Below are 18,594 nucleotides of genomic sequence, written 5' to 3' on the forward strand. Positions count from 1 at the left end.
CGATGTCAGGCCTGCTGCTGTGCCTCTGGCTTCCGGGCGCGGCGGCGCGGGCGGGCGAAATCTCGGCCGCGGGGCTGGTGTTCAGCGACGCCGAAGGCGGCTTCGTGCTCGAATCCGCGACCGGGACGGGCAGGCTCGACGATCCTTTCGTGGTGGTCGAGCGGATCACCGGCAGCGGCGAGGCGGCGCTGACCATCACCGGGCTGACCGCCGCCTTCGGCAATCGCATCGCCACGGCCCACCTCACCGGCTTCGCCTTGACCAAGATCGCGCGCAACGACACCGGCCAGGTCTGGCGCGACTTCCCGGTGCAGCTGGAACGGCGCCGCGGCGAGGGCAGCACCTATGACGACGGCCTGTCCTTTGCCCAGGGGCCGCTGGTGGCACGGTCGATCTGGGCGGAGGGCTTCGCCTCCGGCCGGGTGATCGACGAGCCGCATGACGGCCTCCTGTTCGAGGGCGGCGCGATCCCGCCCGGCGGCACGGTGACGCTGCATCTGGTGGTCACCGACAACATGCCGGCCGGGCCGATATACGTGGTGCAGCGCCGCCTGGCCCCGACCGCCCGCCTTGCGCCGGCCCCGCGTCGCCCCGGGGCGACGCGGTCATAGCCGTCGACCGGTGGCGCGCGGCCGCGCCGTCGGCCCTGCCCCCTGGCCGGCGGCCCCGGTCCTCGCTATATCCAGCGGGCCCGGCAGGACCGGCCGGGCCGAGATGAGGCCCATGCAGATCTTCCGCCACTACGAGAACCTGCCGGCCGCGGCGCGCGGCGCGGTGGTCGCCATCGGCAATTTCGACGGCGTGCATCGCGGCCATCAGACCGTGGTCGCGGCCGCCCGGGCCGAGGCGCTGCGGCTCGGCGTCCCGGTCTGTGTGCTCAGCTTCGAGCCGCATCCGCGCAGCCTGTTCCGGCCGCAGGACTCGCCCTTCCGCCTGACTCCGTTCCGGATCAAGGCGCGCCTCCTGGAGGCGCTGGGCGTCGATCTGCATGTGGTGCTGCATTTCGACTGGGCCTTCGCCGCCCGCTCGGCCGAGGACTTCGTCGAGACCGTGCTGGTCGGGGCGCTGGGCGTTCGTCATGTCGTGGTCGGCTACGATTTCTGCTTCGGCCACCGCCGGGCGGGCACGCCGGAGACGCTGACCGCCCACGGCCGGCGGCTCGGCTTCGGCGTCACCATCGTCACCCAGGCCTCGGACGAGACCGGCGGACTCTACTCCTCGAGCCGGGCGCGCGAGCTGCTGGTGGCCGGCGACGCGCGCGGCGCCGCCGAGATCCTGGGTCGACCTTGGGAGATCGAGGGCCGGGTCGAGCACGGCGACAAGCGCGGCCGCGAGCTGGGCTACCCGACCGCCAATGTCGAGCTCGGCGAGTTCCTGCGCCCGGCCTACGGCATCTACGCCGTGCGCTGCGCAGTGGACGAGGGCGGGCCGCTGGTCTGGCACGACGGCGTCGCCAGCCTCGGCATCCGGCCGATGTGGCGGACCGAGACGCCGCTTCTCGAAGCCTACCTCTTCGACTTCTCGGGCGATCTCTACCACCGCCATCTACGGGTGCAGCTGGTGGAACGGCTGCGCGGCGAGGAGAAGTTCGACTCGCTCGAGGCGCTGGTCGCCCAGATCGACCGCGACTGCGAGGCCGCACGGCGGGCCCTGGCGCGGTAAGTCGCCGCCGCGGCTTGACCCCGGGCGCCCATCCGCTACGATCATATTCATGCGCAAGACGGCTGCCCTGTTCCGAATTATCCGCCCGGCCCTCTGACGGGGGTCGGGTCACCGCGCCGCGCGCACCCCTCACATCATGCCGCCCCACCGGCCCGTTGGGTCGTCCGGCTGGCATCCGAGCGTCAAAGCGGGTATTGAGCCCCGCGTGGATCCACGAGCCTTCATGTCATGACCGCCCAGCCCGCCGAGACACCGGGCGCTGCCGCCCCGGCCGCGTCCGACTACCGATCCACCGTCTTTCTGCCGAAGACGGACTTCCCGATGCGCGGCGGCCTGCCGCAGAAGGAGCCGGAGCTGCTGGCCCGGTGGACAGCGATCGACCTGCTCGGCCAGATCCGCAACGCCTCCAAGGGCCGCGACAAATTCGTGCTGCATGACGGCCCGCCCTACGCCAATGCCGATATCCATATCGGCCACGCCGTCAACAAGATCCTGAAGGATATCGTTGTCCGCACGCGCCAGATGCTGGGCCGGGATTCCGTCTATGTCCCGGGCTGGGACTGCCACGGTCTGCCGATCGAGTGGAAGATCGAGGAGAAATACCGCAAGGCCGGCCAGGACAAGGACGCGGTGCCGGTGCTGCAGTTCCGCGAGGAGTGCCGCGCCTTCGCCCGGCATTGGGTCGGGGTGCAGTCGGAGCAGTTCCAGCGCCTTGGCGTGATGGGCGACTGGGCCAACCCCTATCTCACCATGACCGACGCGGCCGAGGCGCAGATCGTCCGCGAGATCCACAAGTTCCTGCTCAATGGCGGGCTCTACCGCGGGCTGAAGCCGGTGCTGTGGTCGGTGGTCGAGAAGACCGCCCTGGCCGAGGCCGAGGTCGAGTACCAGGACCTGACCTCGGACATGGTCTGGGTTCGCTTCCCGGTGGTCCAGGCCTCGCGGCCGTCGCTCGCCGGCGCCGCGGCGGTCGCCTGGACGACCACGCCCTGGACCCTGCCGGCCAACCGCGCCATCGCCTATGGTCCGGAGTTCGAATACGGCGTCTACCGGGTCGACACTGTTGCCGAAGGCAGCCTGGCGAAGGTCGGCGAGACGCTGGTGCTGGCCACGGCGCTGGCCGAGACGGTGGCGAAGGATCTCGCCGTCACCGCCTGGACCTGCGTCGACAAATTCCCGGGCTCGGCCTTCGCCGGCACCGTCGCCCGCCACCCGCTGGCGGGCCAGGGCTATGATTTCGAGGTGCCGTTCCTGCCCGGCGGCCATGTCACGGTCGACGCCGGCACCGGCCTCGTCCACACCGCGCCCAGCCACGGCGCCGACGATTTCGAGCTCGGCCGCGCCCATGGCATCGCCGCGACCGAGACGGTGACCGAGGACGGCCGCTACCACGCCAGCGTGCCGCTGTTCGCCGGCCATGTGATCTACCGGCCGGACGGCAAGAAGGGCGACGCCAACAAGGTGGTGACCGCGGCGATCGAGGCCGCCGGCGGCCTGCTGGCCAAGAACCAGATCCGCCATTCCTACCCGCACAGCTGGCGGTCCAAGGCGCCGCTGATCTTCCGCGCCACGCCGCAATGGTTCATCTCGATGGAGACGAACGGGCTGCGCGACAAGGCGCTGACGGCGCTGATGCAGACCCGTTTCGTGCCGCCGCAGGGCTACAACCGCCTATCCTCGATGATCGAGAGCCGGCCGGACTGGGTGATCAGCCGCCAGCGCGCCTGGGGCGTGCCGATCGCGATCTTCGTCGACAAGCAGACCGGCGAGCCGCTGCGCGATCCCGCCGTGTGCCAGCGCATCGCCGCGGCCTTCGAGCTCGAGGGCTCCGACGCCTGGTACAAGCACGACGCCCAGTTCTTCCTCGGCGAGACCCTCAAGGCTGAGGATTACGAGCAGATCTTCGACATCGTCGACGTCTGGTTCGAATCCGGCTCGACCCACGCCTTCGTGCTGGAGCAGCGGCCGGAGCTGAAATGGCCGGCCGACCTGTATCTCGAGGGGTCGGACCAGCATCGCGGCTGGTTCCATTCCTCGCTGCTGGAGAGCTGCGGCACCCGCGGCCGGGCGCCCTATGACGCGGTGCTGACCCACGGCTTCACGCTCGACGAGCAGGGCCGCAAGATGTCGAAGTCGCTCGGCAATGTGGTCGCGCCGCAGAAGGTGGTTGATCAGTCCGGCGCCGACATTCTGCGCCTGTGGGTGGTCTCGACCGACTACACCGAGGACCAGCGCGTCGGCCCGGAGATCCTGAAGTACCAGGCCGACGCCTATCGCCGGCTGCGCAACACGCTGCGCTACCTGCTGGGCGCCCTCGACGGCTTCCAGGAGAGCGAGCGTCTGCCCGCCGCCGAGCTGCCGGAGCTGGAGCGCTGGGTGCTGCACCGGCTGTGGGAGCTGGACGGCACGATCCGCCGGGCGATCGAGGACTACAACTTCCACGCCATGGGGACGGCGCTGCACAACTTCTGTGCTGTCGACCTGTCGGCGTTCTATTTCGACATCCGCAAGGACTCGCTGTACTGCGACCGGCCGGACGACCCGCGCCGGCGCGCGGTCCGCACCGTGCTCGACACGCTGTTCGACTGCCTGACTGCCTGGCTGGCGCCGATTCTCTGCTTCACGGCGGAGGAGGCGTGGCTGGCCCGGCACGGCGACGGGCCGCAGATCAGCATCCATCTCCGCACCTTCCCGGAGGTGCCGGAGGCGTGGCGCGACGACACGCTGGCGGCGCGCTGGGCACGGCTGCGCGATCTGCGCCGGGTGGTCACCGGCGCCTTGGAGCTGGAGCGCGCGGCCAAGCGCATCGGCTCGTCGCTGCAGGCCCATCCGGTGGTGCATGCGGGGAGGGCGGAGGCCGAGCTGCTGCGCAGCCTCGACTTCGCCGAGATCTGCATCACCTCCAGCCTGACGGTCGAGACCGACGCGGTGCCGGAAGGCGCCTTCACCCTGGCCGACGTGCCGGGGGTGGGTGTCACCGTCGCACCGGCGGCAGGCGAACGCTGCGAACGCTGCTGGAAGGTCTTGCCGGAGGTCGGCTCGGTCACGGCCCATCCCGATCTGTGCCACCGCTGTGCCGACGCCGTGGACGCGCTGGGGGCAGGGGCTCCCGAATGACCGAACCGCGGCTGTTCCGGCGCGGCGTGACCATCGCCGTGCTGATCCTGATCGCCGACCAGCTCAGCAAGCTCTGGGTGCTGAAGGTGCTGTTCGGCCTCTCCGAGCCGATCACCACGGCGAGCTGGGCGCCTCCGATCCGGATCACCGGCTTCCTCGATTTCGCCATGGTCTGGAACTATGGAATCAGCTTCGGTCTCCTCGCCGGCGACACGCCGCTCGTGCGCTGGGGCCTGTCGGCGGTCGCGGTCGCCGTCGTCGCCGGGCTCCTGGTCTGGCTGGCGCGCAACGACCGTGGCCTCGTCGCCCTTGGCGTCGGGCTGATCATCGGGGGGGCGATCGGGAATGTGATCGACCGGCTGCGCTTCGGCGCGGTCGCCGATTTCTTGCATTTTCACGCCGGGGAGTATTCCTTTTGGGTGTTCAACGTGGCCGACAGCGCGATCAGCATCGGGGTGATGCTGCTGATTGCCGACAGTCTGTTCGGCCGGCGCACGCATCCGGTGGCGGCGCAGCAGAGGGATCGAACGTGAGCGGGCAGTCTCGTTTTCTCCAGTCTACCTCTCTTTCCCAGCCCTGCCGGGCGCGGCGGCGGGGCAGGCTGGTCACGCTGACCGGCCTGGTCGTCGCCACCCTGGCCGTCGCCGGCTGCGGCGGCAACCAGACGGTGCAGGAGATGATCGGCTATGACCGGTCGGTGCCGGACGAATTCGCGGTGATGCCCCGCGCGCCCCTGGCCATGCCGGCCTCGATGGACGAGCTGCCGCCGCCGACGCCGGGCGCGCCGCGGCCGCAGGAGGCCCAGCCGCGCGAACAGGCCGAGGCGATCCTGTTCGGCCAGGGCCAGAGGGTGACGCGCAGCGATGCCCCGGCCGCGGTCGGCCCGGGCGCCTCTTCGATCCTGGCCAAGGCCGGGCAGGCCGAGCCGGGCATCCGCACCACCGTCGACACGGAGACGGCGGAACGGGCGCAGAGCGAGGACGGCCTCGTCGACCGGCTGATGTTCTGGCAGGATAAGCCGCTGCCCGGCACCGTGGTCGACCCCTACAAGGAATCGGCGCGCCTCAACACCAATGCGGAGGAAGGCAAGCCGCTGACCACCGGCGACACGCCGATCATCATCCGCCGGCGCAAGGCGCCGCTCGAGGGCCTCGTCCCGAGCTTCTGAGGGCTGAGTTCAACGGGCCGGCATACGCCGGCCCGTCATTTTTGATCCGACACGCTCCCTTGACCGGAGGCGCCTGCCCATGTCCGATCTGACCCGCTCGCCCGCCTGGACCGCGCTCGCCGCCCATCGAACGGCGATGGAAGGCGTGCATATGCGCGACCTCTTCGCCGCCGACCCGCAGCGCTTCGACCGCTTCTCGCTGCGCCTCGGCGACCTGCTGCTCGACTACTCCAAGAACCGGGTGACGGGGGAGACGATGCGCCTCCTCTTCGCCCTCACCCGGCAACAGGGGGTGGAGGAGTGGCGCGACCGCATGTTCGCCGGCGAGCCGATCAACGGCACCGAGCACCGCGCCGTGCTGCACACCGCGCTCCGGGCCGACCTGACCGGCTCGGTCACGGTGGCCGGGGAAGGCGGGGGCCAGAACGTGCTGCCCGAGGTGGCGGCGGTGCTGAAGCACATGCGGGAATTCTCCGACGCGGTGCGCGACGGCAGCTGGACCGGCTATACCGGCAAGCCGATCACCGACGTGATCAACATCGGCATCGGCGGCTCCGACCTCGGCCCGGTGATGGTGTCCGAGGCGCTGCGCCCCTACCACCACCCCCGCATCCGCCTGCACTTCGTCTCCAATGTCGACGGCACCCATATCGCCGAGACGCTGAAGCGGATCGACCCCGAGACCTGCCTGTTCCTGATCGCGTCCAAGACCTTCACGACGCAGGAGACGCTGACCAACGCCCACACCGCCCGGCGCTGGTTCCTGCATTCCGGCGCGCCGGAGGCGGCGATCGCCAAGCATTTCGCGGCACTCTCGACCAATGCGGCGGAGGTGTCCAAGTTCGGCATCGACACCGCCAACATGTTCGGCTTCTGGGACTGGGTCGGCGGCCGCTATTCGGTGTGGTCGGCGATCGGCCTGCCGGTGATGATCGGGGTCGGCGCCGACGCCTTCGAGCGATTCCTGGCCGGCGGCCGCGCTATGGACGCGCATTTCCGCTCGGCGCCCTTGGAGCAGAACCTGCCGGCGGTCATGGGCGTGCTCGGCGTCTGGTACGGCAATTTCTGGGACGCGCAGACCCATGCCGTGCTGCCCTACGACCAGTATCTGCACCGGCTGCCGGCCTATCTGCAGCAGGCCGACATGGAGTCCAACGGCAAGTCGGTCGATCGCCAGGGCCACCGGGTCGACTACCAGACGGGGCCGGTGCTCTTCGGCGAGCCCGGCACCAACGGCCAGCACTCCTTCTATCAGCTGATCCATCAGGGGACGAAGCTGATCCCCTGCGACTTCATCGCCCCGGTCGAGAGCCACAACCCGATCGACGACCACCACCCGATCCTGCTGTCCAACGTCCTCGCCCAGACCGAGGCCCTGATGGTCGGCAAGACGCCGGACCAGGTGCGGACGGAGCTGGCGAAGTCCGGCCTGTCGGGGGCGGCGCTGGAAGCGCTGGTGCCGTACAAGGTGTTCGAGGGCAACCACCCCTCCAACACCATCCTGGTGCGGACGGTCGACCCCTACACGCTCGGCCTGCTGGTCGCGCTCTACGAGCACAAGATCTTCGTCCAGGGCATCATCTGGAACATCTACTCCTTCGACCAGTGGGGGGTGGAATTGGGCAAGCAGCTGGCCAAGGTGATCCTGCCGGAGCTGCTCGGCGAGAAGGCGCCGGGCGAACACGACAGCTCGACCCTCGGCTTGCTGGCCGCGATCCGTGATTGGTCGTGACCGGACCGGCCGATCCATATCGATCGCATATGGGTCGGCCGGAATCACGCTATTGGACATAATGTCGGCATCGGCTCATCACTAGGGCACCCGCCCGTGAGCCGAGGATCGCCATGACCGACTGGAATCCCGCCCTCTACCGCCGCTTTGAGGACGAGCGCACCCGCCCGGCGCGCGACCTGCTGGCCCGGGTCGAGCTCGATCCGCCCGCTTCCGGCCGGCCGCTCGTGATCTACGATCTCGGCTGCGGCCCGGGCAATTCGACCGAGCTCCTGGTCGAACGATTCCCCGGAGCGGAGGTGACCGGCATCGACAGCTCCGAGGCGATGCTGGCCGATGCCCGGTCCCGCCTGCCGGGCTGCCGCTTCGAGCGGCATGACGTGACCGAATGGCGGCCGGAGCGGGCGCCGGACCTGATCTATGCCAACGCCACGCTGCAATGGGTGCCGGGCCACGAGACCCTGGTGCCGCGGCTGTTCGGCCTCTTGGCGCCGGGCGGCGTGCTGGCGGTGCAGATGCCCGACAACCGGGAGGAGCCGACGCACCAGCTGATGCGGGTGGTGGCGGCGGAAGGCCCCTGGGCCGCGGCGATCGGAGAGGCCGCTTCGGTGCGCACGAAGATCCTGCCGCTCGATGCCTATTACGACCTGCTGGCGCCGGTCGCGGCGGCGACCGACGTCTGGCGCACCGCCTACCAGCACCCGATGGCGTCGCCCGAGGCGATCGTCGACTGGGTGCGCGGCACTGGCCTCAGGCCTTTCATCGACCCGCTGACCGGGGATCAGCGCGCCGGCTTCCTCGAGGAATACACACGCCGCATCGCCGCGGTCTACCAGCCGAAGGCGGACGGACGGCTGCTGCTGGCCTTTCCGCGCCTGTTCTTTGTCGCCCGGCGGCCGCGCTAGCCGGCCTTCCCTGGAGCACGTCGGGACACCACATGGCAGGAACTGGCCACGACGTCGGAGTCCGCCATGTCGATCCCTCATCTCACCGCGATCGGATCGCTCCTCGGCTTCCTCCTCCTGCTTGCCGCCTGCGAGGGGATCGAGATCAAGCCCTACACGCCGGGCGGCGGGGGGCATGGCGGCAGGGACTCCGGCTTCGGTGCGGGGAGCAGCGGCCGCCATTGAGGCCTCCGCGATCCCATGACAGGATCGCGACATGGCCTATCACCTCTGCCGCACCTGCGGCACCCAATATCCCGACAGCCCGGCCCCGCCGGCCGCCTGCCCGATCTGCGAAGATGAGCGGCAATTCGTGCCGGAAAACGGGCAGAGCTGGCTGACGCTGGAGGAGCTGCGGCGCGGCCACCGCAACCGCATCACGCCGGTCGAAACCGGGCTGCACCAGATCGAGACCGAGCCGGACTTCGCGATCGGCGAGCGCGCCTTCCTGATCCGGCTGCCCGAAGGCGGCGCCGTGATGTGGGACTGCGTGGCGCTGCTCGACGACGCCACCGTGGCGGCGATCCGGGCCATGGGCGGCCTGCGCGCCATCGCCATCTCGCACCCGCACTACTACACGACGATGGTCGAGTGGGCGCGGGCCTTCGGCTGCCCGGTGCACCTCCATGCCGCCGACCGGGAGTGGGTGCGGCGGCCCGACCCGGCGCTGTCCTTCTGGTCGGGCGAGACCCTGGCCCTGGCCGACGGCCTCACCGTGATCCGCTGCGGCGGCCATTTCGCCGGCGCCGCGGTGCTGCACTGGGCGGCGGGGGCGGAAGGGCGCGGCGTGCTGCTCAGCGGCGACACCATACAGGGCGTGCCGGACCGCCGCTGGGTGTCCTTCATGTACAGCTATCCGAACCTGATCCCGCTGCCCGCCCGGGCGGTGCAGGGCATCGCCGAGGCGGTGGCGCCCTTCGCCTTCGACCGGCTGTACGGCGCCTTCGCCGGCCGCTGGGTGCCGCAGGATGCGCATGGCGCCGTGCAGCGCTCGGCCGAGCGCTACATCCGGGCCATCCAGGGCGGCTGAGACCCCGCTCCCCTGTCCCGTGTCATCACCCTGTCATCGCGCCGTGGCAAACGGTCCGCCCAGGCCATGAAGCGGCGCTGACCGCGGGCCCGCATCCAAAGGGGGAGCAGAATGCGTTCTTGGAAGGCCATCGCGCCGGTCGTCGCGGCGGTGCTCGGCATCGCGACCCTGGCCGTCCCGGCCCTGGGCCAGACCGTCACGGTCCGCTTCGTCCACACCAACGACATCGACCGGATGGAGGAGCGCGACGGCCGCGGCGGCTTCGCCCGGCTGGCCGGCGCCGTGGCGGCGGAGCGGGCGCGGCCGGGCCGGACCATCTTCGTCCACACCGGCGACACGCTGTCGCCCTCGCTGCTCTCGGGCATCGACAAGGGCCGCCACATCATCGACCTGCTGAACCGCATTCCGGTCGACCTCTTCGTGCCCGGGAACCACGACTTCGACCTCGGGCCGCAGGTCTTCCGCGACCGGCTGGCCGAGGCGCGCTTCGACGTCGTCTCCTCCAACATCCGCGAGCCGGACGGCCGCGCCCCCGCCCACACGATCGACGACAAGATCATCGACGTGGACGGGATCCGGATCGGCTTCTACGGCCTGACCACGGAGGACACGCCGATCGGGTCGAGCCCGGGCGAGATCACCTTCGAAAGGTCGATCGACACCGGCCGGCGCAAGGCGGCGGAGCTGCGCGGCAAGGGCGCCGACTTCATCGTCGCCCTGGTGCACACGCCGCTTTCGGTCGATATGGGCCTGCTGCGGGCCGGCCTGGCCGACCTGGTCCTGTCCGGCCATGACGAGCATCTCCTGACCTATTTCGACGGCAAAGGTGCCCTGGTCGAATCGCAGACCGAGGCCAATTTCGTCGTCGTCACCGAGGCGACGATCACCAAGTCGGTGGAGAAGGGCGAGACCGACATCGACTGGTGGCCCGCCTTCCGGGTGATCGACACCGCCACGGTCACGCCCGATCCGGCGATCGCCGAGGTGGTCGCCGCCTATGGGCGCGAGCTGGACAAGGCGCTGCTGGTGGAGATCGGCGTGACCGAGACGCCGCTGGACAGCCGCCGCGCCAGCGTCCGCACCCAGGAGACCGCGATCGGCAACCTGGTGGCCGATGCGATGCGCGCCGCCGTCGGCGCCGATGTCGCCCTGTTCAACGGCGGCGGCATCCGCGCCGACCGGGAGTACCCGGCCGGCACCGTGCTGACCCGCAAGGACATCCAGTCGGAGCTGCCCTTCGGCAACCGGACGGTGAAGCTCGCGGTCACCGGCGCGGTGCTGCGCCGGGCGCTGGAGAACGGCGTCAGCCAGGTGCGCGAGGTCGGCGGGCGGTTCCCGCAGGTCTCCGGCATGGCGGTCGAGGCCGATCTCGACCGGCCGGTCGGCGAACGGTTGCGCAGCGTCACCGTCGGCGGCGCGCCGCTCGACCCCGACCGGACCTACACCCTGGCCACGCCGGACTTCCTGGCCCGCGGCGGCGATCAGTATGCGATGCTGGCCGAGGCGAAGCCGGTCATCACCGAATCCGACGCCCAGATCATCGCCAACCAGGTCATCGACTACATCGCGGCGCGGGGCCGGATCGCGCCCAGGGTGGAGGGCCGGGTCAGGCTGTTGCCCTGACCCGCGATGCCGGAAGGGGGGCGGGCCGTCGGCCGGCTGTGTCCGGTCAAACCCAGGCAGGCGGCCAGGGCGTCGTCCGCAGCGTCTCCAGCAGGGCCGCCGAGGCCCGCCGCGTGACCGGCAGATCATGGCTCCGCTCGAAGGCGGCGATGGCGGCCCGGGTCCTGGGCCCTATCAGCCCGTCGATCGGGCCCGGATTGAACCCCAGCCTCCTCAGCTGCCGCTGGATCTCCTTGATCCGGGCGGCGGTCAGTCGCGGCTCCGGCATGGGGGCCGACGTCACCGCAGCCTCGGCCGGCACCGCCTGCGCGGCGGTATGAAGCGCTTCCAGCAACGCCGCCGAGGGCCGCCGCGTCACCGGCAGATCCAGGCTCCGCTGGAAGGCGGCGATGGCGGCCCGGGTCCTGGGTCCGATTCGGCCGTCGGCCGGACCCGGATCGAAGTTCAGCCTCGCCAGCAGCCGCTGGATCTCCTCGATCTCGGGGGTGGTGAAAGGCGGCTCCAGCACAACCGCACGCGGCAGCGCGAGGGGGACCGGTGCGGACGCCATGGCCGTTTCGGCCAGGCCGGCCGGTCCCGCCGCCGCCATCTGCGCCGCCAGATCGTCGAGGATCCGGTCCGGGCCGGCGGCGGCCGTGGTGGTCCAGACCGGGGTGAGAAGGTCGGCTTCCGCCAGGCTGACGAAACCGGTGCGGGCCACGGTCCACGGGGCGGTGCCTGGAGCCGCCTGCAGCCTTGCCAGCGCCTCCCCGGCCTGGTCGTAGCCCGCCTCGGCCGCGATCCGATACCAGGCGGCGGCGAGGCGCGGATCGGGCGGCCCGAGTTCACCGCTCTCGTAGAGCCGGCCCAGATTGTAGGCACCGCGCGGATTGCCGCCGACGCTGGCACTGCGGAACCAATGCAACGCCTCCTGCGGGTCGCGCGCCACACCGGAGCCCTTGAGATAGGCGAGCCCCAAGGCATTCAGCGCGCCGGTGTGTCCGGCCTCCGCCGCCTTGCGGAAGCGGGCCACCGCCGCCTCCGGATCGCGCGGCACGCCGAGGCCACGTTCCAGCAGCACGCCGAGATTGTAGGCGGCGTTGGCGACGCCCCGATCGGCGGCGCGACGATACCAGTAGGCAGCGCGCTCGAGGTTCCGCGGCACTTCGATGCCGAGTGCGAAGAAGGTGCCGAGGTCGTGCTCGGCAAAGGCTCGGCCGGCGATGGCCTGGCGCGCCAAGCTGCGCAGCTCGGCAGAGGCGTTGTCCGGCAGCGGCGCCTCTGCCGTCGGGTCGTCGGCCGGCGCGGTCGCCGCCGGAGCGACGGGACGGGTTTCGGAGGCGGAGGTTTGCGGGGCTTCGTCGGTGGCGGCCACCGGTGCGGCCTCGCTCCGGCCGCTTCCCAACCCCGCCACAGCGAAGCAGCTGGCGGCAACGACCAGCGCCCCGGCCACGTGGCGGGCGGCGGCGCTGCGGACAGCGCTCGGCTCACGCTCGAGCGGAATCTCCTGACCGGCCAGAGATGTCACCTGACCTCCTCCCCGTTTCGAGGGCTGCCCGGCCCTCTGGATTGGGCATAGGACCGGACAGGCCGCTTTCTTTTGCCGTTGATGGCGCCTGCCCGGTCCCATGTGAGGGAGCTGCGAGGCTGATCAGCGGGGGACGCCCCAGCCCTATGAGCTCCCGAGTGAGATCCTGGATGAAGTGGCCGGCTTCGGCCTAGATGAACTTTCGGCGATGGCCCTCCCTTCCGAACCGGTCTTCGGACGGTGCAGGCCTGTCGGTGGGTGAAGGCGCTACCGCTTTTTTCCGCTACTCCGCCGCCACGAGCCGGAAGGCTATGACGCCACGTCTCGACATAGGCGATGTCGGTGGTGTCACTCGGGTTGCGCTGCCAGGGCTGGGCGGCCGCGCCCGATGACCCCGTCGGCCCGCGCGCGCAGATACGCGTAGATGTCGTCGACATGCGGGGCGACGTTCGGATCATCGGCGAAGCCGGGCATCGCCGCGGTACCGCCGGCCAGCACGATGATCCGGAAGGCTTCGATCGACATCGGCGCCTCAATGAGCGACGGGGCGAAGCTGCCGCCGACACCGTCCGGTCCGTGGCAGTGATTGCAGACCGCGTTGTAGAGCCGAAATCCGCTATAGGTCCGCTTGTCCACCCTGCCGTCCGTGATCTGGTACGGCCTGGGCGTCTCCGCTCCCGGCGGTCCTGGCAAGGCGGTGCTGGTTTGACCGACAACAAGCCAGGCCAGCCCCATGCCGACCGCAACAGGCGTCCGCCGGACGAGGTCTCTCATTTGGCGACGGTCGTCATTTCTGCGGCAGCACCAGCTTCACCTCCGTCGGCGCCGTCTGGTTCAAGGCATCTGCCATCGCCGTCGGCGCGGCACGTGGCGTCAGCACCGCCAGCTGGTGCGGCGAGGCCGGCATTCCCCCGAGCATGAGCGTGGCCGCGGGCGATCGCTCCCGAATGTCGGCGAGCCCGGTCACCTGGGCCTGGGGCCATGAGATCGGAAAGCCTTGGGTCTCGAAAACCGGGGTCTGCGCTTGTGCCGCGCCGGCGCCGGCCAGCAACAGAGCTGCGGTTGCCGCCGTGAAGATCGATGTCGTCATGGCTGTCTCCTCGTGCCGATCCTGCCGTGAGGGTCGCATCGGGATGCGGTGACGTCCGTTCATCGCCGAGATCCCCCCGGATCCGCGCGCTCATGGGCTTGTTCCGGCCGTGGTCGCGGTCAATCTACCGTATGCGCAGCGGCACACGCGCACATCGGCGCGGCTGCCCAATTTTAAGGGCCCGACTGCCTAAGTTTCGTGAGCTTCCAATACATTGGCGGCCGGCAGGAGCCACGGCTCGCCGCGCAGGCGCAGGAGGACCTCCATACGGTTGGCGGCATTGAATTTCCCGAGCACGGCCGACACCTGATGGTCGATGGTGCGCGGCGACCGCGATAGGCTTCGCGCGACTTCCTTGTTGCTCCAGCCTCTTGCGACCAAAGCCAGCACCTGCTGTTCGTGCAGCGTCAACCCCAGCGGGTGACGGCGGGAAGCCGCATAGGGGCCCCGCCGTGTCTTCGGCAACTGATCTGCGACCCCCATGCGCCTGGCCAGCTTGCGCACCAGCGCCGCAGCGGGACGAGCCTCGATCGCCCCCAATATGGTCGCGGCGCGGGCCAATGCTGCCCCGACATCGGCTCCCTTTACCTGCATCAGGGCGAGTGCCGATTCATAGGGGAGGCCCAGGCGATCCCACTCCGTCGCGGCCGTCAACGGATCGCCGCGGAGTTCTGTGACTCTCGGCTGCGGCAATCGCGCGATCGGGACTGGCAGCGGCTCCGCCATCCCGCAGCGTCGCCACCAGACCGCCAGCTCGCCCAGGTCCCAGGGACGCAGGTTGCCGAGGTCCATCGCCGCGAGCGCGGCCAGCTGCTCGCGGCTGGCCTTGAGATCCTCGGCAAGCCAGGCGGCTTCGACCAGCGCCAGGCGGGGTGGCACGATGCGCTGAGGCTCGCCGGTCGGCAGACCCTCCCGCAGCGCCTGCAGCAGCAGGGCGGTACCGCCCGGCTCGCCCAACCGCACATGCACACTCCCGAGCACGGTCAGGGCCGGCAGGTGCATCACCACCGGCAGGCGCTCCAGATCCATGACGCCCTGAGCTATCGTCGCCGCTTCACGGAAACGGCCCTGTTTCATGCGAAGCTGCGCTTGGCGGCCAAGCAGATACTGCGCCGCCGAATCGAGATCATGTCTGGCACAGAACGCGATGCCTTCCGCCAGCAGCCGTTCAGCCAGGTCGAAGTCCAGGAACACGACCGCGTATTCGGCGAAGTTGGTGTAAGCGCGCGACGCGTGGTCGTGATAACCATGCTCCAATGACAGCGTGAGGCTCTCCTCCATCCGTTCGCGGCCGCCGGGACGGTCGGCGAAGAGGAGCGCGGTCCCGACATTGTTCAGCGCGTGGATGCGCGTTTCGATTTCGCCCCATTGATCGGCAAGCGCGATCGCACGAAGGCCCCAGTCGATCGCTTCGTCGAAGCGATAATGCAGCATGTGCAGTTGCGAGCGCGTGCTGTAGGCCATCGCCAGTTCCGGCCCGGGCGGCAGAGTTTCCGCTTCGCGCACCGCCTCGCTGGCAAAATGCTCCGCTCGCTCGCCCTCGCCGCGTCGCCAATGCAGCCGCGACAGCCAGCGTAGATTGAGGGCGACCTTGTCGATGCGTCCGAGGTCCCGCCAGATCGCGATGGCGCGATGCCGTGCCTCGATGATCGAATCATAGACGAGCAGCGCCAGTCCGGCCTCATAAGCCCAATCTTCATAGAGTTGTGCGGCCAGTGCCGGCGGCGCCCGCGCGACGTATTCGAGCGCCGTTGCCAGATGGGAGGAGGCCTCCCGATGCGCGCCGAGACGCGCGGCTTGCGCCGCGGCCTGCGGTGCGAGCTCGAGAACGCGCGCGCCGTCGTCTGCCCCGGCAGAATGGTGCACCCGCCGTGACAGCAGTGCAGGCGTCTGCGCTGCCGGCTGCTCCGCCAGCGCCGCCGCCACCCTCGCGTGGACCGACCGCTGAAGGCTCAGCGGCAACCGGTCGAGTGTCGCCTGCCGGGCAAGTTCATGGCGAAATGTCAGTGTGCCTTGATCATCCCGGCGCAGCAGCCTCTTTGCGACGCATTGATCCGCATGCGTCCAGGCCTCGACGCCGAGAAGGGATTGGATCAGCCACGGCTCGACGCTTCCGGGTACGACGCTGATGACTTCCAGGACCTCCCGCTCGCCCGCCGCCAGGCGCGACAGCCGCGCCCAGACCGCGTCGCGTATGGAGTCCGGAATGCGTGCCGACTCGCCGCTCGCCAGAAGCTCGGTAAGGAAGAAGGGATTGCCCTCGGTAATGCGATAGAGATCGGCGCCGGATCGGCCGAACCGCTCGGCCAGCACTGCGACGGCGCCGGGAGAAAGGGGTTCAAGCGTGATGCGGGTGACCGATGCCGACGGCAGATCGCCGAGCACATGCCGCAGCGGATGATCGGCTCCGATCTCGTCGCTGCGCAGGCTGAGCACCAGCAGGGTGGGAAGCAGGGATATGCGGCGGCCGAGGTATTTCACGAGATCGAGCGTCGCATGATCGGCCCAATGCATGTCCTCGAACACAAGGATGGTCGTGTCCTTCGCGCGCTGCAGCACGTCCAGCAGGGCCGGGAAAAGCCGCTCCGGCGCCGGCCCTTGATCAATCAGGGCTCCTACGCGCGGGTCGAGTGACTGCGCCATGTCCTGAAGCGGCCCGAGCGGGCGGGGTGTGAACAGCGCCTCGCACGATCCCCATGACACTCGGCAGCCCTTGTCGACACGCCTTGCGAACTCCCTCAGGAGAGCGGTCTTGCCTATGCCCGCCTCGCCTTCGAGCAGCATGGTGCGACCGCGGCCGTCTGCGGCATCCCGTGCTGCGGTCAACAAGGCTTCAAGTGGACCTTCTCGCTCAAGCAGCATCGGGAACACCGCCTTCCGGATCATCCGAAGTGGCGGAGCCAGGCCGCCGCCGGATGATTGCTGCAGCTGTATGGCGACCGGCGGCGCTTCGGCTGCTCAGGGGGCGCGCTCCATGCGCGGGCCCGGTTTCGACGCTCGGCCCAGCCTCGTTGCGCTGGTCGCGAACGTCACAATGTCGAAGGGTTGACGCCCCCACGATGCGTCCCCTCATGCCGCACGACGTTCCCAATTCTGATTATATCCGCTTTTTCCAATAGCGTCCTCAAGGGTGAAAGAATATTATGGAATGCACGCTATCGGCGTATGGGTCTGGTTGTCGATAGGATGACAGTCAACAAGAAATGATGGATGGCTTAGTTTGAAAGGTTATTGAGACAGTATTTCTCAAATACAGGAAAATCGCGGATGATGACCCTATCCGCAGCCACGAAGCGCCAATTTCATAGCGTAGTCGAGCCGTGTATTCCCAATATGCGGCGATACGCAGCGTCGCTGACGCGCAATCGGGCAGACGCTGATGATCTGTTGCAGGACACACTCCTCCGCGCCTGCCTCAAGCTTCATCTCTGGCGGCCCGACACCAACATGGCAGGGTGGCTGGTCGTGATGATGCGCCGGATCTTCCTGGCGCACTATGCGCGGACGGGACGCCCCGTCCCCGAGCTCGTCCCGCTCGACGACCGCGACCTCGGCGTCCAATCCCCGCAGGATTTCGTCGTCGAACTCAGGGAGCTTCAGGCCCGGTGGCCAGCGTTGTCGGAGGAGCACCGCGAGGTCCTGGAGCGCATCGCCATCGGGGGCGAATCCTACGACCAAGCGGCTGAACGCCTGCGGTTGCCGCTCGGAACTCTCCGCTCTCGGCTCCATCGGGCTCGGAGCGCGCTGCGCCCGCGCCGCCGGACGCGCTACGACACGATCGACTCGACGTAGGTCATCGCCAGCAACATGACCGTCTTCTCTGCGCCGGGGTGGGCACGGAGCGGCCGCTTGCTCGTTCGGCCGCTTCGCCGCATCCTCCCCGTACGTCGGACATAAGGGAAGGGCGGCATGGCTGGCAGAATCGTGATCACCGGCGCCGGGGCCGGGCTGGGGCTGGAGCTGACGCGCTGGTACGCGGCACGCGGCGACACGGTGATCGGCGTGGTCCGCAGCGACGGGGCGGCAGCCGACTTCACGGCGGCGGCCGGGCCGGACGGCATCCTGGTCCGCGGCGACGTCACCGACCCGGCCTGCGCCGACCGGCTGCGCCAAGTGCTGGCGGAGCAGGCGCCGGCGGTCGACATCCTCTACAACAATGCCGGCATGTCCGGCCGCGGGCCGCAGCTGGCGAGCATCCGGATCGAGGATGTGCAGCAGGCGCTCGACGTCCACTGCCTTGCGGCGCTCAGGATCAGCCAGGCGGCGATCGATGCTCTCCTGGCGGCGGAGCAGCCGACCATCGTCAATGTCAGCAGCCGGCTCGGGTCGATCGGCCGGGTCGCGGCCGGCGATTTCGACCATCTCGGCATCGCCTACGCCACCCGGATCTCGAAGGCGGCGCAGAACATGCTGACCGCCTGCCTTGCCCGCGAATTCGGGCCGCGCGGCCTCGCCGTCTACGCCGTCCATCCCGGCCGGATCCGGACCAGGATGGCCAGCGCCGACGCCGATCTCGAGGCGCCGGAGGCGGCGGCGCGCCTGGCCGGCTGGGTCGACCGCATCCGCCCGGACCGGCAGATCTTCTACGGCGAGCCGGAGTTCGGCACCTTTCCCTGGTAAGCCGAAACGCATTTTCCGCCGGGTCCTGAAACTTTCCCGGCGGACGATCCGTAAGGCCCTCCCGTCCCGAGATGTCGGCGACAAACCAGGATGGGAGAACC

16 protein-coding genes are annotated in these 18,594 nt (G+C 69.5%); 12 read left to right on the forward strand and 4 right to left on the reverse strand.

Annotated features, from left to right (window positions below; all coding sequences use genetic code 11):
- The first annotated feature begins 2 nt into the window (after positions 1-2).
- The 10 genes from KXR53_RS04780 (at position 3) to KXR53_RS04825 (ending at position 11,276) form a co-directional block, all read left to right on the forward strand.
- Complete coding sequence (locus KXR53_RS04780) at positions 3-611, forward strand: hypothetical protein (RefSeq protein ID WP_437373915.1); 609 nt, start codon at positions 3-5, stop codon at positions 609-611.
- 112 nt (positions 612-723) lie between these two features.
- Positions 724-1,662: a bifunctional riboflavin kinase/FAD synthetase gene (locus tag KXR53_RS04785; protein WP_437373917.1), complete on the forward strand. Its 939-nt coding sequence runs from the start codon at positions 724-726 to the stop codon at positions 1,660-1,662.
- A 228-nt stretch (positions 1,663-1,890) separates the two neighbouring features.
- Positions 1,891-4,779, forward strand: coding sequence for an isoleucine--tRNA ligase (gene ileS / locus KXR53_RS04790; RefSeq protein WP_437373920.1), 2,889 nt, complete (start codon positions 1,891-1,893; stop codon positions 4,777-4,779).
- Entirely contained in the window at positions 4,776-5,312 is a 537-nt protein-coding gene (gene lspA / locus KXR53_RS04795; RefSeq protein ID WP_437373922.1) for a signal peptidase II, read from the forward strand. Before ileS ends, lspA begins: the two co-directional genes overlap by 4 nt.
- The gene (locus KXR53_RS04800; RefSeq protein ID WP_437373924.1) at positions 5,309-5,947 is read left to right on the forward strand and encodes a DUF3035 domain-containing protein; all 639 of its coding nucleotides are present in this window, start codon (positions 5,309-5,311) and stop codon (positions 5,945-5,947) included. Before lspA ends, KXR53_RS04800 begins: the two co-directional genes overlap by 4 nt.
- A gap of 79 nt (positions 5,948-6,026) precedes the next feature.
- Entirely contained in the window at positions 6,027-7,679 is a 1,653-nt protein-coding gene (gene pgi, locus KXR53_RS04805) for a glucose-6-phosphate isomerase (protein WP_437373926.1), read from the forward strand.
- A gap of 113 nt (positions 7,680-7,792) precedes the next feature.
- Positions 7,793-8,584: a trans-aconitate 2-methyltransferase gene (gene tam / locus KXR53_RS04810; protein ID WP_437373928.1), complete on the forward strand. Its 792-nt coding sequence runs from the start codon at positions 7,793-7,795 to the stop codon at positions 8,582-8,584.
- Between the two features lie 66 nt (positions 8,585-8,650).
- A complete protein-coding gene (locus KXR53_RS04815; RefSeq protein WP_437373930.1) occupies positions 8,651-8,809 on the forward strand; it encodes a hypothetical protein in 159 nt (52 codons plus the stop codon).
- Between the two features lie 31 nt (positions 8,810-8,840).
- A complete protein-coding gene (locus KXR53_RS04820; RefSeq protein WP_437373932.1) occupies positions 8,841-9,653 on the forward strand; it encodes an MBL fold metallo-hydrolase in 813 nt (270 codons plus the stop codon).
- A 111-nt stretch (positions 9,654-9,764) separates the two neighbouring features.
- A complete protein-coding gene (locus tag KXR53_RS04825) occupies positions 9,765-11,276 on the forward strand; it encodes a bifunctional metallophosphatase/5'-nucleotidase (RefSeq protein ID WP_437373934.1) in 1,512 nt (503 codons plus the stop codon).
- 46 nt (positions 11,277-11,322) lie between these two features.
- Here KXR53_RS04825 and KXR53_RS04830 read toward each other — a convergent pair whose 3' ends face one another.
- From KXR53_RS04830 to KXR53_RS04845, 4 genes are all read right to left on the reverse strand, one after another.
- The gene (locus tag KXR53_RS04830) at positions 11,323-12,783 is read right to left on the reverse strand and encodes a peptidoglycan-binding protein (RefSeq protein ID WP_437373936.1); all 1,461 of its coding nucleotides are present in this window, start codon (positions 12,781-12,783) and stop codon (positions 11,323-11,325) included.
- A 348-nt stretch (positions 12,784-13,131) separates the two neighbouring features.
- Positions 13,132-13,419, reverse strand: a complete 288-nt coding sequence (locus KXR53_RS04835; RefSeq protein WP_437373938.1) for a c-type cytochrome — start codon at positions 13,417-13,419, stop codon at positions 13,132-13,134.
- 151 nt (positions 13,420-13,570) lie between these two features.
- Positions 13,571-13,873, reverse strand: a complete 303-nt coding sequence (locus KXR53_RS04840; protein WP_437373941.1) for a hypothetical protein — start codon at positions 13,871-13,873, stop codon at positions 13,571-13,573.
- Between the two features lie 189 nt (positions 13,874-14,062).
- A complete protein-coding gene (locus tag KXR53_RS04845) occupies positions 14,063-16,735 on the reverse strand; it encodes an ATP-binding protein (RefSeq protein WP_437373943.1) in 2,673 nt (890 codons plus the stop codon).
- Between the two features lie 405 nt (positions 16,736-17,140).
- Here KXR53_RS04845 and KXR53_RS04850 point away from each other — a divergent pair, with 405 nt between their 5' ends.
- Both KXR53_RS04850 and KXR53_RS04855 read left to right on the forward strand, forming a co-directional pair.
- Positions 17,141-17,665: an RNA polymerase sigma factor gene (locus tag KXR53_RS04850; protein WP_437373946.1), complete on the forward strand. Its 525-nt coding sequence runs from the start codon at positions 17,141-17,143 to the stop codon at positions 17,663-17,665.
- Between the two features lie 117 nt (positions 17,666-17,782).
- Positions 17,783-18,493 (forward strand): SDR family NAD(P)-dependent oxidoreductase, encoded by a 711-nt coding sequence (locus tag KXR53_RS04855; RefSeq protein WP_437373948.1) that lies wholly within the window; start codon positions 17,783-17,785, stop codon positions 18,491-18,493.
- The last annotated feature ends 101 nt before the right edge of the window (positions 18,494-18,594 follow it).

Origin of the sequence: Inquilinus limosus (assembly GCF_051487185.1) — a bacterium.
GTDB classification, from domain to species: Bacteria; Pseudomonadota; Alphaproteobacteria; order DSM-16000; family Inquilinaceae; genus Inquilinus; species Inquilinus limosus_F.

Bases quoted from the DNA above. Each gene is read 5' to 3' on its own strand.
- KXR53_RS04780 (WP_437373915.1), top strand. From the start codon at position 3: ATGTCAGGCCTGCTGCTGTGCCTCTGGCTTCCGGGCGCGGCGGCGCGG.
- KXR53_RS04785 (WP_437373917.1), top strand. From the start codon at position 724: ATGCAGATCTTCCGCCACTACGAGAACCTGCCGGCCGCGGCGCGCGGC.
- ileS (WP_437373920.1), top strand. From the start codon at position 1,891: ATGACCGCCCAGCCCGCCGAGACACCGGGCGCTGCCGCCCCGGCCGCG.
- lspA (WP_437373922.1), top strand. From the start codon at position 4,776: ATGACCGAACCGCGGCTGTTCCGGCGCGGCGTGACCATCGCCGTGCTG.
- pgi (WP_437373926.1), top strand. From the start codon at position 6,027: ATGTCCGATCTGACCCGCTCGCCCGCCTGGACCGCGCTCGCCGCCCAT.
- tam (WP_437373928.1), top strand. From the start codon at position 7,793: ATGACCGACTGGAATCCCGCCCTCTACCGCCGCTTTGAGGACGAGCGC.
- KXR53_RS04815 (WP_437373930.1), top strand. From the start codon at position 8,651: ATGTCGATCCCTCATCTCACCGCGATCGGATCGCTCCTCGGCTTCCTC.
- KXR53_RS04820 (WP_437373932.1), top strand. From the start codon at position 8,841: ATGGCCTATCACCTCTGCCGCACCTGCGGCACCCAATATCCCGACAGC.
- KXR53_RS04825 (WP_437373934.1), top strand. From the start codon at position 9,765: ATGCGTTCTTGGAAGGCCATCGCGCCGGTCGTCGCGGCGGTGCTCGGC.
- KXR53_RS04840 (WP_437373941.1), bottom strand. From the start codon at position 13,873: ATGACGACATCGATCTTCACGGCGGCAACCGCAGCTCTGTTGCTGGCC.
- KXR53_RS04845 (WP_437373943.1), bottom strand. From the start codon at position 16,735: ATGCTGCTTGAGCGAGAAGGTCCACTTGAAGCCTTGTTGACCGCAGCA.
- KXR53_RS04850 (WP_437373946.1), top strand. From the start codon at position 17,141: ATGATGACCCTATCCGCAGCCACGAAGCGCCAATTTCATAGCGTAGTC.
- KXR53_RS04855 (WP_437373948.1), top strand. From the start codon at position 17,783: ATGGCTGGCAGAATCGTGATCACCGGCGCCGGGGCCGGGCTGGGGCTG.